12 protein-coding genes are annotated in these 12,907 nt (G+C 73.5%); 4 read left to right on the top strand and 8 right to left on the bottom strand.

The window, feature by feature from the left end; translation table 11 throughout:
- Nucleotides 1-85: 85 nt before the first annotated feature.
- On the bottom strand, nt 86-715 hold the full coding sequence (locus tag OG618_RS12555) for a TetR family transcriptional regulator (RefSeq protein WP_329487453.1): 630 nt from the start codon (nt 713-715) through the stop codon (nt 86-88).
- Between the two features lie 111 nt (nt 716-826).
- On the opposite strand from OG618_RS12555, the gene OG618_RS12560 reads away from it, so the two are divergent.
- The 3 genes from OG618_RS12560 to OG618_RS12570 all read left to right on the top strand — a co-directional run bounded on the left by OG618_RS12560 (nt 827) and on the right by OG618_RS12570 (nt 2,436).
- Nucleotides 827-982 (top strand): hypothetical protein, encoded by a 156-nt coding sequence (locus OG618_RS12560; RefSeq protein WP_329487454.1) that lies wholly within the window; start codon nt 827-829, stop codon nt 980-982.
- 41 nt (nt 983-1,023) lie between these two features.
- Nucleotides 1,024-1,311, top strand: a complete 288-nt coding sequence (locus tag OG618_RS12565; protein ID WP_329487455.1) for a DUF4190 domain-containing protein — start codon at nt 1,024-1,026, stop codon at nt 1,309-1,311.
- A 246-nt stretch (nt 1,312-1,557) separates the two neighbouring features.
- Nucleotides 1,558-2,436, top strand: a complete 879-nt coding sequence (locus OG618_RS12570) for a metallophosphoesterase family protein (protein WP_329487456.1) — start codon at nt 1,558-1,560, stop codon at nt 2,434-2,436.
- A gap of 293 nt (nt 2,437-2,729) precedes the next feature.
- On the opposite strand, the gene OG618_RS12575 is transcribed toward OG618_RS12570, so the two are convergent.
- The 7 genes from OG618_RS12575 to OG618_RS12605 form a co-directional block, all read right to left on the bottom strand.
- Nucleotides 2,730-5,321 carry an ABC transporter permease gene (locus OG618_RS12575; RefSeq protein ID WP_329487457.1) on the bottom strand — a complete coding sequence of 864 codons (2,592 nt, stop codon included), beginning with the start codon at nt 5,319-5,321 and terminating at the stop codon, nt 2,730-2,732.
- Entirely contained in the window at nt 5,318-6,073 is a 756-nt protein-coding gene (locus tag OG618_RS12580) for an ABC transporter ATP-binding protein (protein ID WP_329487458.1), read from the bottom strand. Before OG618_RS12580 ends, OG618_RS12575 begins: the two co-directional genes overlap by 4 nt.
- Nucleotides 6,070-6,348 carry an SHOCT domain-containing protein gene (locus tag OG618_RS12585; protein WP_329487459.1) on the bottom strand — a complete coding sequence of 93 codons (279 nt, stop codon included), beginning with the start codon at nt 6,346-6,348 and terminating at the stop codon, nt 6,070-6,072. The genes OG618_RS12580 and OG618_RS12585 overlap by 4 nt, the downstream gene beginning before the upstream one ends.
- 288 nt (nt 6,349-6,636) lie before the next feature.
- Nucleotides 6,637-7,314 (bottom strand): response regulator transcription factor, encoded by a 678-nt coding sequence (locus OG618_RS12590; RefSeq protein WP_329487460.1) that lies wholly within the window; start codon nt 7,312-7,314, stop codon nt 6,637-6,639.
- A gap of 25 nt (nt 7,315-7,339) precedes the next feature.
- A complete protein-coding gene (locus tag OG618_RS12595) occupies nt 7,340-8,539 on the bottom strand; it encodes a sensor histidine kinase (RefSeq protein WP_329487461.1) in 1,200 nt (399 codons plus the stop codon).
- 251 nt (nt 8,540-8,790) lie between these two features.
- Nucleotides 8,791-11,319 (bottom strand): ATP-dependent Clp protease ATP-binding subunit, encoded by a 2,529-nt coding sequence (locus OG618_RS12600; protein ID WP_442906939.1) that lies wholly within the window; start codon nt 11,317-11,319, stop codon nt 8,791-8,793.
- A gap of 93 nt (nt 11,320-11,412) precedes the next feature.
- The gene (locus OG618_RS12605; protein ID WP_329487463.1) at nt 11,413-12,159 is read right to left on the bottom strand and encodes a VIT1/CCC1 transporter family protein; all 747 of its coding nucleotides are present in this window, start codon (nt 12,157-12,159) and stop codon (nt 11,413-11,415) included.
- A gap of 292 nt (nt 12,160-12,451) precedes the next feature.
- Here OG618_RS12605 and OG618_RS38025 point away from each other — a divergent pair, with 292 nt between their 5' ends.
- On the top strand, nt 12,452-12,787 hold the full coding sequence (locus OG618_RS38025) for a GntR family transcriptional regulator (protein WP_442906789.1): 336 nt from the start codon (nt 12,452-12,454) through the stop codon (nt 12,785-12,787).
- Nucleotides 12,788-12,907 lie beyond the last annotated feature (120 nt).

Here is a 12,907-nt window from a genome sequence, read left to right on the forward strand (position 1 = left end):
GTGGGGCGCGGGACCGAGCCCGGCGCGCGGGCGGTGCCCGGCGACGCGCCCCGGGTGGGGCCGGCACCGCCGGGCAGGGCTACCGTCAGCCGCCCTGCCAGTGGCGGCGACCGAGGCTGATCAGGCGCAGCTGCAGTCGGGCGGTGGCGGCGATGTGCCGTTCGCGCGCCGGGTCGACCTCCTGCGCCTCCAGGAGGGCGGCAGCCGTGGAGACCATGTGGTCGACGTACAGCTCGGCGAGCATCCGCAGATCCTCCTCACTCCACCCCTGCGACACCGGTTGGAGCGCGAGCGCCGCACCCACCTCCGTGGCGAAGCGCCCGAGTTCGACGTCGATCGCCTCCCGTACCTGCCGCACTCCCCCGTGCCGCTCGCGTGCCAGGAAGCGGACGTGCGGCCGGTGGTCCCGCACATGCTGCTCGATGACGTCCACCGTCCGGTCGATCAGCTCGTCGGACCCGCCCGCACCGGCGAGTACGGAACGGATCATCACATGGAGGCTGGCGAGCGACTCCTCGACCAGGGCCACCCCGAGGGCGGCGAGGTCCGGGAAGTGCCGGTAGAAGGCGGCCGGCGAGAGCCCCGCCTCCCGGGTGACCTCGCGGACGCCGACGCTCGCGAGGTTCTGATCGGCCAGCAGGTGCAGCCCCGCGTCCAGCAACGCGCGCCGACTCTGCTGCTTCTGGGCCTGTCTGGCCCCAACGGTGTGACTCACGCCATTCAGTAAACAATCGTTTGCCGAAAATGGCCAGCCCGCGTAGAGTGACAGAGGATTCAGCGAACACTTGTAAACCCAAGGCGGTGGAAGCCGCCGGAAGGGACCGCCATGATCCTGCTCACCGCCCTGGTCGCCATGGGCGTCCTCATCGGCGCCGCCGCGCACACCACGCTCCCGGTCTTCCTCACCGCCGCCGCTGCCATCGCCGCCTGGCTGCTCGCGTTCGGCGCCCGCGAGGGCATCGCCCGCCTGCGTCAGCGCTGACCCTCTCGCCACACCACCGTCCCGGAAGGACACCCGCCGTCATGAACACCGCCACCGCCACCAGCACCGGCGCCGCTGTTCGGCGCCACCGCACCGCCGAGGCCGACAACCTGGCCGTCGCCTCCTTCCTGCTCGGCCTGCCGGGCCTGCTGCTCTTCAACATCGTTCTCGGCCCCCTGGCCATCACCCTCGGCACGCTCGCCCTCGTCCGGGGCACCCACCGCCGCGGGCGCGCCCTGCTCGGCATCGTCCTCGGCGTCGCCGCGCTGGTCGTCCTCGCCGTCACCACCGCCACCAGCCACGGCGTGCTCTGGCAGATCGGCGACTGACCTCGGCGCCGGTCACGCCGCACTGACGGCCCAGCGGCTCCGGCGTCCTGGCGGCCCCCTCGGCCCTCGAACGCCCTGGTCGCCCTGGTCGCCCTGGCCGCTCCGGTCACCCTGGTCGCCCTGGTCACCCTGGTCCCAACGGCGGAACCGAGCCGCTCGAACGACTGATCCAGCCAACCTGCGGCGCGAAGCCCGTCCGCCCCCGTACTGTGGCGGCATCGGCCGGGTGACGACATGGGGGCTGGAGTGACGACCGAGTACCAGAGTGACGCGCAGTCGGGGCGGACGGGAGGCCCCGGACGGGCCGGTCGGCTGCTCGCCGTCAGCGATCTGCACGTCTCCTACCAGGAGAACCGCGACCTGGTGGCGAAGCTGCAACCCGACTCGCCCGACGACTGGCTGATCGTCGCCGGTGACATCGCCGAGATCAGCACCACCATCGAGTGGTCCCTGAGCCTGCTCGCCGAGCGCTTCGCCCGGGTCATCTGGGCCCCCGGCAACCATGAGCTCTGGACCCACCCCGACGACCCGGTGCAGCTGCGGGGTGTCGCCCGCTACGAGTACCTGGTGGACCTCTGCCGCCGACTCGGTGTCGTCACTCCCGAGGACCCGTACCCGGTCTGGGAGGGCGCCGGCGGACCGGTCGCCATCGCGCCGCTGTTCCTGCTGTACGACTACACCTTCCGGGCTCCCGGTACGACCACCAAGAAGGAGTCCCTGGAAGCCGCGTACAACAGCGGTGTGGTCTGCTCGGACGAGCGGATGCTCCACCCGGACCCGTTCCCCGACCGCGACTCCTGGTGCCGTGAGCGCGTCCGGCTCACCGAGAAGCGCCTGGCGGCCTGCGACCCGGAGCTGCCGCTGGTCCTGGTCAACCACTACCCGCTGGTCCGCCAGCCCACCGAGATCCTCTGGTATCCGGAGTTCGCCCAGTGGTGCGGCACCGAGCTGACGGCGGACTGGCACCGGCGCTTCAACACCGCCGCGATGATCTACGGGCACCTGCACATCCCTCGGGTGACCAACTACGACGGCGTCCGCTTCGAGGAGGTCTCGCTGGGCTACCCCCGCGAGTGGCGCCGCCGCGGCCTGCCGGACCCGCTGCTGCGTCAGGTGTTCCCCTAGCTCGACCGAGCGCCGGACCCGGCCGGGTTGGATCCGCCCGGCCGGGCACCGGGGCGACCCCGGTGCCCGGCTGGACGGAACGCCGGTCGGGCCGAGGTGACCGAGCCGGCGCCGGCTCGGACCGGTGGCCGGGGGCCAGGTGGGCCAGGTGGGCCAGGTGGGCCAGGTGGGCCGGGTGGGCCCACGGCGCGTGACGGCCCGCCGGCTCACCCACCCTGCGCTCACCCGGCCGCCGCCCCGACGGCCGTCACCTCGTCGTCCTGTCACCCCGCGCCTCCTCATGCCACACCTCCTCATTCCGTCGCGATCGCCCTGAGGATGTCGAGCCGCGCCGCCCGGCCTGCCGGGCGCAGGCCCGCGACCGCGCCCGCCGCCAGTCCGGCCACCAGCACCACCGCGAGCTGTCCCGGCGGGATCGCGAACGAGGCCGTCCCGGCACTGTCCGAGGCCCGCACCAGCGCCCAGCCGAGGAACGCCCCGAGACCGAGCCCACCGACCGTCCCGAAGGCCGCCACCAGGACGGACTCCCAGCGCACCATGCCCCGCAGCTGCGCCCTGGTCTGGCCGACCGCCCGGAGCAGCCCCAGCTCCCTGGTCCGCTCGTGCACGGCGAGGGTCAGGGTGTTGGCGATGCCGAGCAGGGCGATCAGCACCGCCAGGGCCAGCAGCGCGTAGACCACCGAGAGCATCATGTCGACCCCGCCGGCCGCGCTCGCCGCGTACTGCGCCCGGTCCTGCACCTGAGGGTTCCCGAAGGGGGCGGCGGCTTTCTCGACGGCGGCCCGGCCCGCAGCGAGCGGCACGGAGGCCTTGAGCCCGACGGCGACCATGGTGTCCGCGTCCTGCCCGCGGTGCGGCGCCCACGCCTGGCGGGTGATCAGATAGTCCCCGGCCAGACCGCTCTCGTCGTACAGGGCGCGGATCGTGAAGGGGCCGCTCACGCCGTCCGTGAAGGCGACGGTCACGCTCTGGCCGAGCCGCCAGCCGCGCTGCTCCGCCTCGCTGCGAGCCACCGCCAGGCCGTCGGTGCCGAGCGCGTCGAGGGCGCCGTCGACGCGGCCGAGGTCGACGATCCCGGTCAGTCGCGCCGGGTCGGTGACGTCCAGGACCCGCCCGTGACCGTCGATCCGCGCCACGCCTCGGCCGAGGCCCACCGTCTGTCGCACCTCCGGCAGTTGGGCGAGCGCGTCCGCCAGCTTGGGGCTGACCCCGCTGCCGCCCGCACCGAAGGAGGGCGCGGTGACGGCGAGGTCACCGGCGAAGGACGAGCTCACCGTGGAATCCAGGGTGGCCTTGACCGAGGCGCCGAACACCGTGAACAGCGTGACCACCGCGACGCCGATCATCAGGGCACTCGCCGTGGCCGCCGTGCGGCGCGGGTTGCGGGCCGCGTTGCGCCGGGCGAGCGTGCCGGACACCCCGCGCAGCCGTGGCAGCGGCGCGCCCAGCGCCCGGACGGCGAGTGCCGCGGCGACCGGACCGAGCACCACCACACCGGCCAGGACGGCCAGCCCACCCCCGGTGGTCAGGGCGACCGACGGCCCGTCCGTCGCGCCGAGAACGGTGACCGGGACACCCGCCGCTACCAGCAGGCCGCCGAGCCCGACCCGGGCCCTGCCGGACCACCCCTCGGCCGCCCGGTCCACTCCCGTCTCGCGCAGCGCCGCCAGCGGCGCGGTGCGCCCGGCCCGGACGGCCGGCAGGAGCGCCGAGCCGACCGCGACCAGCGTGCCCACGAGCAGCGGCAGCACGACCGCGGCCGTACTGATCACCATGCCGCCCGTCGGCAGCGAGAAGCCGAGTGCCGAGAACAGTGCCTTGAGCCCTGCGGCCACGCCGATCCCGGCGAGCAGCCCGCCGAGCGAGGCGAGCGCACCGACGACCAGCGCCTCCGCCAGGGTCGCCCCCAGCACTTGGCCCCGCACCGCCCCGAGCGCCCGCAGCAGGGCGTTCTCCCTCGTCCGCTGGGCGACCACGATCGCGAAGGTGTTGTGGATGGTGAAGGTCGCGACCAGCAGGGCGATCCCGGCGAAGACCAGCAGCAGGGTGGTGAACATCGTCAGGAACCGCCCCGAGACCATCGCGGTGCTCTCCTGGGTGGCCGCCGTACCGGTGATCGCCTCCACCCCGCCGGGCAGCTCCTGGGCGACCCTCCTCACCAGCTCCTGCTGGGAGATCCCGTCCGCCGCCCGGACCTGGATCGAGCCGGCCTGACCGGCGCCCTTGGGAGTGAGGTGGCGTTCGGCGTCGGCCAGCGTGAGTGCGGTGAAGGTGCTCGGGCCCATCCCGTCCGCGCTGTCCCCGAAGGTGGCGATGCCGACGACGGTGACGGTCACCGGGTCAGGGGTGCGCAGCACGGTGGTGGAGCCGATGTGCAGCCCGCCGGCCTTCGCCGCGCCGCGGTTGACCACGGCCTCGCCGGGCGCCTGCGGCGGGTGTCCCTCGGCGAGCCGGTAGGGGTTGAGCCGGCTGTCGGTGAGCCAGTTCCCGGCCAGGGTCGGCGGCCCCTGCCCGCCGACCGGCTTGCCGTCACTGCCGACCAGTTGGCCGGCGCCCTGGATCGACGCCTCGGCGGCGGCCACCCCGGGGACGGCCCGCAGCCGCTCGGTGAGCGCCGTGTCGACGGGTGCCCGGACACCTCCGGGTGTCCCGGGGGAGTCCAGGACGTCGGCGCTGCGGACCACCACGTCGGTACCGGCGTTGGCGTCGGCGAACAGCGTGTCGAAGTTGGAGCGCAGGGTGTCGCCAAGCACCATCGTCCCGGCCAGGAAGGCGACCCCGAGCAGGATCGAGAGGAAGGTGCCGACCAGGCGCCGCTTGTGCGCTCCCAGGGAGCGCACACTGAGCCGGGCGGCAGCGGTCGCGGCGGCCGTCGTGGAACTCATGACCGCCCCCGTTCGAAGGCCTTCATCCGGTCCAGCACCCGGTCGGCGCTCGGCTGTTCCATCCGGTCGACCAGCCGGCCGTCGGCGAGGAACAGGGCCTGGTCGGCGTAGCCGGCCGCGGTCGGGTCGTGGGTGACCATGACGACGGCCTGCCCCATCTCGTCGACCGCCCGGCGCAGCAGGCCGAGCACCTCGCCGCCGGTGCGGGAGTCGAGGTTGCCGGTCGGCTCGTCGGCGAAGACCACCTGGGGCCGCCCGGCAAGCGCCCGGGCCACGGCGACGCGCTGCTGCTGGCCACCGGAGAGTTCGCTCGGGCGGTGGTGCAGCCGGTCGCCGAGGCCGACGATGTCGATCAGCGCGTCCAGCCAGCCCCGGTCAGGTGCGGCGCCGGCCAGGTCGAGCGGGAGGGTGATGTTCTCCCGGACGGTCAGTGTGGGTACCAGGTTGAACGCCTGGAAGACGAAGCCGATCCGCTCCCGGCGCAGCAGGGTGAGGCGCCGGTCGCCGAGCGGGCCGAGCTCGGTACCGCCGATGTAGGCCCGGCCCGCGGTGAGGGTGTCGAGGCCCGCCGCGCAGTGCATCAGGGTGGACTTGCCCGAACCGGACGGCCCCATGATCGCGGTGAACCCCCCGGCCGGGAAGTCGACCGTGACGTGGTCCAGCGCCCGGACCACGGTGTCGCCGACGCCGTAGACCTTCACGGCGTCGACGACCCGCGCGGCGGTGTCGCGTACGACATCGAGTGTGCTCACTTCCCCGCGCCCCCTCGGCCCTGCTCGCGCCCGCGCCGGCTCTCGGTGAGGACGGCCCGCTTGGCGCGGTACTCCTCCGCGTCGATGGCGCCCTCGGCGTACCGGCGGCCGAGGACGGCCAGCGGGTGGTCCGCCCCGGCACCGCAGCCGCGGCGCCAGACCGTCCGGCGCAGCACGACGATCACAAGGAACACCACGGCGGCCCAGGCGAGCGGGATCAGCAGGATCCAGGGACCGGGCCAATGCCCGTCGTGGTCGGCCAGCAGCGTGTACATGGTGGTTCATCTCCTCGGCGGTGGGCTTCAGCCGCTTCGGGGTGCGTCCCGAAACGCCTAGAGCGTCCCGCCGGGGAGCCTGCTCCCGCGTCCTCCGGGCAGCGGCCGTTGAAGTACTCCCGCGGGAGTACGGACGGTCCGGCAGCCGCGCTTGGGAAGTAGCGGACAGGCACGGGGAAGGGGTGTACGACGTACCGGCCCAGGGCGTGCGGGACGGCCCAGGGCATACGAGAAGGCCCGGGCCGGGACGTCGTCCAGACCCGGGCCCCCACCCGCCGGAAGCCGCGCTCAGCCCAGCCAGCCGGGCCGGACCAGCCCCGACTCGTAGGCCAGCACGACGAGTTGCGCCCGGTCCCGCACGCCGAGCTTCACCATCGCCCGGCTGACGTGCGTCTTGACGGTCAGCGGGCTGACCACCAGTCGGCGGGCGATGTCCGCGTTGGACAGCCCCAGACCCACCAGCGCCAGCACCTCCCGCTCCCGCTCGGTGAGCGCCGAGACGTCCGAGAGCCCCGCCGGGGTCTGCTCCGGCGCCTTGGAGCGGGCGGCGAACTCGCCGATCAGACGGCGCGTCACCCCCGGCGAGAGCAGCGCGTCCCCCGCGGCCGCGACCCGCACGGCACGCAGCAGCTCGGCCGGCTCGGTGTCCTTGACCAGGAAGCCGGCCGCCCCCGATCGCAGGGCCTCGAAGACGTACTCGTCCAGCTCGAAGGTGGTCAGCACGACCACCCGCACCTCGGTCAGGGCCGGATCGGCGGCGATCCGCCGGGTCGCCTCCAGCCCGTCCGTCCGAGGCATCCGGATGTCCATCAGGACGACGTCCGGGCGGAGTTCGCGGGCGAGTCGGACGGCGGCGTCGCCGTCGTCCGCCTCACCGACCACCGTGAGGTCGTCCTGCTGGTCGAGCAGCGCCCGGAAGCCCGCCCGCACCAGCAACTGGTCGTCCGCCAGCAGTACCCGAATCACTCGTCCTCCGCCAGCAGTACCCGAATCACTCGTCCTCCGCACCGGTCGTGGGCAGCCTCGCCCGGACCCGGAATCCGCCGCCGACCAGCGGCCCCGCCGTGATGGCGCCGCCGAACGCGGCGGCCCGCTCCCGCATGCCGATGAGCCCGCTGCCGGTGCCACCCGCGTCGCCGACCGCGGCCGGACCGGGGTCGTCGACCGTGACGACCAGCGCGGTCGGGTCCGACCAGTCCAGACCGACCGTGGCCCGCCGGGCCACCGAGTGCCGGATCACGTTGGTCAACGCCTCCTGGACGATCCGGAACGCCGTGAGGTCGACGCCGGCGGCCGGTGCGCGCCGGTCACCCGTCTCGCGCACCTCGACGGCCAGCCCGGCCCGCTGCGCCTGCTCGGTCAGCTCGTCGAGCCGGGCCAGCCCGGGCGCCGGACCGCGCGGCGCGGCCGTACCCGGCCCGCGCAGCGTCCCCAGCACCTGGCGGACCTCGCCGAGGGCCTCCTTGCTGGTCGCCTTGATCGTCGTGAGCGCCGTACGGGCCTGCTCCGGCCTGCTGTCGATCAGTTCCAGCGCGACCCCGGCCTGGACCGTGATCAGCGACAGGCTGTGCGCCAGGATGTCGTGCAACTCGCGCGCCATCCGCAGCCGTTCCTCGTCGGCCCGGCGCTGCTCCTGCTGCTGGCGGTACTCGCGGTGGGCGGCGAGCTGCTCCCGCCGGAACCGGACGATCTCGGCCACCGACAGCACCAGCAGCAGCCAGGCCACCAGCCCGAGCTCCTGCCACCAGGCGATCTGCTGCGGCTCCGTACGCAGCCAGTCGGCCGGCACCACGAAGGTGATCAGCACATGGGCGAGGTAGACCCCGCCGAGGCCCGCCCAGGCGGCCTGACGGTGCCCGGAGGCGACCGCCACGCAGCAGGCGATCACCCAGCTGGCGAAGACCGGCCCGTACGGATAGCCGGCGGCCAGGTACAGCACCGTGACGGCCGAGCTCCCCGCCACCGCCGCCACCGGCCACCGGCGGCGCAGCACCAGCAACGCCGGCCCAAGGAGCAGCAGCAGGTAGCCGAACGGGTCCAGCTGGACCCGTCCGCTCTGGTGGCCGGCGGCCGCCGTGGACCCCACCACCTGCACCGCCGCGACGACCAGCGCGGTGGCGACCGGCCAGCCTGCCTTCGCCGCCCGCACCCACGGCGGGCGCCAGGGCTCGGCCCGCCCGCCCTCGGGCATGGCGGACCCCGGCCGGGGATGCTCTCCCGCCCCAGGGGGCATTCCCGACACGGGCTGCTCCTCCGACGACGACGGCCCGGGGTGCGCCCGCGACGGCTTGGGTGTACGCGGCGTCATGCCCGGAAGGCTAGACCCCGGGCCCGGCCCACCGCGTCACCCCGGGGTGGCGTTCGGGCGTACTCCCGCGGGAGTACGCCCGAACCTCGCTGACCGGTCCGACCTGGTCCGCACCGGCAGAGCCGACCGCACCGCTACTGCGGATCGGCGGCCTTCGCCCAGGCGTCCTCCGCCTTCGCCGAGGGCTCCGGCCGGGCCAGCGCCACCACCAGCTCGCCCCCGTCCACCTCCGCGATCAGCGTGTCCCCCTCTCGCACCGTGCCGTCCAGCAGCAGGTTGGAGATCCGGTTGTCCAGCTCGGACTGGATGGTGCGGCGCAGCGGCCGCGCCCCGAACTCCGGCTGGTAGCCCCGGTTGACCAGCCACTCCTTGGCCCCGTCGGTGATCTCCAGGTCGATGTTCTGCGCCTTCAGCCGGCGCCGGCTCCGCTCCAGCATCAGGTCGACCACCTTCAGGAGGTCCTTGCGGGAGAGCGCGTGGAAGACGATCACCTCGTCGATCCGGTTGAGGAACTCCGGCCGGAAGTGCGTCCGCAGGTCCCCCATCAGGTCGTCCCTGATCTCGTCCACGTCGCCCGCGTGCTCCAGGATCCGCTGCGAGCCGATGTTGCTGGTCATGATCACCACGGTGTTGCGGAAGTCGACCGTGCGCCCCTGGGCGTCCGTCAGCCGCCCGTCGTCCAGCACCTGGAGCAGCAGGTTGAAGACGTCCGGATGCGCCTTCTCCACCTCGTCGAAGAGCAGCACGCTGTACGGCTTGCGGCGGACCGCCTCGGTGAGCTGCCCCGCCTCGTCGTAGCCGACGTACCCGGGCGGCGAGCCGACCAGCCGGGAGACGGTGTGCTTCTCCTGGAACTCGCTCATGTCGAAGCGGATCATGCGGTCCGGGTCACCGAACAGCAGCTCGGCCAGCGCCTTCGCGAGTTCGGTCTTGCCGACGCCGGTCGGCCCGAGGAACAGGAAGGACCCGGTCGGCCGCTCCGGGTCGCCCATCCCGGCCCGGCCGCGCCGCACCGCCTGGGCGACCGCCGTGACGGCCTGGTCCTGCCCGATCACCTTCCGGTGCAGGTGCTCCTCCAGCTGGAGCAGCCGCTCGCGCTCGGTCGCGTTCAGCTCCGCGACCGGGATGCCCGTCCGGCCCGAGAGCACCTGCGCGATGTCCTCCGCGGTGACCGCGACGACCTCCTCGCGCGACTCCCTGACCGCGGCCAGCTCGTCCTCGGTCTGCCGCAGCTCGGTCTTGAGGTTGGCGGCCCGCACGAACTCCTCGTCCGCGACGGCCTCCTCCAGCTCCCGGCGCAGCTTGGTGATCCGGTCCTGCACCGGCATCGCCTCGGTGGAGCCGCTCAGGCTCCGCAGCCGCACCCGCGCACCGGCCTGGTCCAGCAGGTCGATCGCCTTGTCGGGCAGGAAGCGGTCGCTCACGTAGCGGTCGGAGAGGCTCGCGGCGGCGTCCAGCGCCTCGTCGGTGAACCGCACCTGGTGGTGCGCCTCGTAGGCGTCACGCAGCCCGTGCAGGATCTCGACCGTCTCCTCGACGCTCGGCTCCGGCACCAGCACCGGCTGGAAGCGGCGCTCCAACGCGGCGTCCTTCTCCACGTGCTTGCGGTACTCGTCCAGGGTGGTGGCGCCCACCACGCTCAGTTCGCCGCGGGCCAGCGCCGGCTTGAGGATGTTGCCCGCGTCCATCGAACCCTCGCCGCCACCGCCCGCGCCGACCACGGTGTGCAGCTCGTCCAGGAAGAGGATCACGCTCTTCTCGGCCGCCGTGACCTCGTCGATCACGCTCTTCAGCCGTTCCTCGAACTCGCCCCGGTACTTGGAACCCGCCACCAGCCCGGTGAGGTCGAGGGCGACCACCCGCTTCTCCCGCAGGCTCTGCGGCACGTCCCCGGAGACGATCCGCTGCGCCAGACCCTCCACGATGGCGGTCTTGCCGACGCCGGGTTCGCCGATCAGCACCGGGTTGTTCTTGGTCCGGCGGGAGAGGATCTCGACGGTCTGCTCGATCTCCTCGGCCCGGCCGACCACCGGATCCAGCCTGCCCGCCCGCGCCTCCTCGGTCAGGTCCCGGCCGTACTCGTCCAGCGTGGGCGTCTGGCTCGGCCGCGCGCCGGTGCCGCTGCGCTCACCACCCGTCCCGCGCCCTTCCATCACCGTGCGCAGCGCCTCCGGCGAGGGCGCCGCGTTGCGCAGCGCCGTGCCGGCGCCGGAGCGCTCCTCGTCCAGCAGCGCGCCGAGGATGTGCTCCGGCCCGATGTACGACGCGCCGGCCTCCTGGGAACGGGCGTGCGCGGCGAGCAGCGCGCGCTTGGCGGACGGCGTGAGCGCCGGGCGGCCGCCTGGCGTCTGCGCCCCGCCCCCGGACGGCAGTTCCCTGCCCAGGTCCTCGGCGAGCTGCTCGGGGTCGATGCCGGCACGCTCCAGCATCCGCCGCGAGGCCTCCACCTTGGTGGCGGCCCAGACCAGATGAGCGGTGTCGAGGTCGCTGCTCCCGTCCTCGGTGGCGCGTCGCGCGGCGAGCGCCAGCAACTCCTGCGAGGACTCGCTCAGCAGCCGCCCGATCGGCACCCGCTGCACGGCGGGCGGGGAGGCCGTCGGACTCATGCCGAAGAACCGGCTGAGCAGGTCGGAGAACGGATCGCTCGATCCGAACGGGGGCATGGTCACCGTGGTTCACCTCTCCCAAGCAGTCTGCGCTCACACAAACACAGCCTCCCTGGCCCCGCACCTGCTCGGACGCCGGTCAGGTGCCGGTCAGCCGCCCGTCACCCGATCGAGCAGGACACCGCCGCTGTAGGTGACGACCATCGCCAGCGAGCCGCCCGCCACGTTCCGCAGCACTGCCCGCAGCGGCCCCGCGCCGCCCAGCCGGGCGCTCACCCAGCCCGACGCGGTGAGCGCCAGCAGGACGGCCGCCACCGTCACGCCCAGCCGCCAGGACTCCGGCGGCAACAGCACGGCGAGCAACGGCACCAGCGCCCCCAGCGTGAACGCGGCGGCGCTGGCGAACGCCGCCTGCCAGGGGTTGGTGAGCGCCTCCGGGTCGATCCCCAGCTCGGTGTGCGCGTGCGCCGCCAGCGCGTCCCGCTCGGTGAGCTCCACGGCCACCCGACGGGCCAGGCCGTCGTCGAGCCCGGCGCCCCGGAAGAAGTCGGTCAACTCGTCCAGCTCCCCCTCCGGATCCTCCGCCAGCTCGCGCCGCTCCTTCGCCAACGCGGCCTGCTCGGTGTCACGTTGCGTGCTGACCGAGACGTACTCCCCGGCCGCCATCGACATCGCCCCGGCCAGCAGACCCGCCACCCCCGCCACCACCAGCGCCGTCCGCGAACCCGACGCCCCGGCGACACCGGTCACGATTCCCGCCGTCGAGACCACACCGTCATTGGCCCCGAGCACGGCCGCCCGCAACCAGTTCAGCCGCGACGACAGCTCGGCCCGACTCTCACCCTGCGCCGGCCCGTCAGCCTCCCCGGCCACCTCGGCCGAAGTCTGTCCGCCCATCAGCGATCACCTCCGATCATGCCCCGGGGCTACCCGCTCCCCCGATGATCAATCCGCCCACCCGCCCCCTCCCCGCAAACGCCTGCGGCCCAGACCAGAACAACCGTCCCGACCTGGGCCGACGATCGTCCGGGCCCACCACGAGTCGTCCGGACTGGCCGCGAGAGCCTGACTCGGCCGCTCCCGGGGCGGGTTGAGCAGCAAGGTCCATGCCGCTGTCGACTCCGCGGGCCGACCGGTGGATTGCGACATCTGCACCGGCGACCAGAAAGGCCTTGGCAGGGACTCTACGATGACGTCGCTTCCCTCTGAAGCCGCGCTGGTGGAGGAGCACTCCGTCGCCCGCACCACGGTGAAGCGCGCGCTCGATGTTCTGGCTGTTCTGGCTGCCAAGGGCCTGATCCGATCGCAGCCCGGTGTCAGTTGGGTCGTCGCGGGCGCCGAGCCCAAGGTACCCCGGTGCTCGACCGACTCACCGCGATCGCTCAGACGCTCGACTCGCCCAGAGGACTGGTGCCGCTCGGGAAACTGTCCGGCACGCGCTCGCGCAGCTGGAAGGGGCCGACGTTCTCGATGTACGCATGGGAAGGGCGGACGGGTCCGGGCTCTTCCCGCCAACCTCACCTGATCACGTGGCCCAGGACACCCAGCGCGAGGCGCTCGGGAACATGGACCGACTGCTCAAGCGTCGTCACTGATGTCGGTCTGAGGTGTCAAATGCCCCGGACCATGATCGGTCCGGGGCATT

It is taken from the genome of Kitasatospora sp. NBC_01246 (assembly GCF_036226505.1).
Classification (GTDB): domain Bacteria; phylum Actinomycetota; class Actinomycetes; order Streptomycetales; family Streptomycetaceae; genus Kitasatospora.

What these genes read in the sequence shown, in the direction of transcription:
- OG618_RS12560 (WP_329487454.1), top strand. Translation starts at nt 827, where the DNA reads ATGATCCTGCTCACCGCCCTGGTCGCCATGGGCGTCCTCATCGGCGCC.
- OG618_RS12605 (WP_329487463.1), bottom strand. Translation starts at nt 12,159, where the DNA reads ATGGGCGGACAGACTTCGGCCGAGGTGGCCGGGGAGGCTGACGGGCCG.
- OG618_RS12575 (WP_329487457.1), bottom strand. Translation starts at nt 5,321, where the DNA reads ATGAGTTCCACGACGGCCGCCGCGACCGCTGCCGCCCGGCTCAGTGTG.
- OG618_RS38025 (WP_442906789.1), top strand. Translation starts at nt 12,452, where the DNA reads ATGACGTCGCTTCCCTCTGAAGCCGCGCTGGTGGAGGAGCACTCCGTC.
- OG618_RS12595 (WP_329487461.1), bottom strand. Translation starts at nt 8,539, where the DNA reads ATGCCCGAGGGCGGGCGGGCCGAGCCCTGGCGCCCGCCGTGGGTGCGG.
- OG618_RS12565 (WP_329487455.1), top strand. Translation starts at nt 1,024, where the DNA reads ATGAACACCGCCACCGCCACCAGCACCGGCGCCGCTGTTCGGCGCCAC.
- OG618_RS12600 (WP_442906939.1), bottom strand. Translation starts at nt 11,319, where the DNA reads ATGCCCCCGTTCGGATCGAGCGATCCGTTCTCCGACCTGCTCAGCCGG.
- OG618_RS12585 (WP_329487459.1), bottom strand. Translation starts at nt 6,348, where the DNA reads ATGTACACGCTGCTGGCCGACCACGACGGGCATTGGCCCGGTCCCTGG.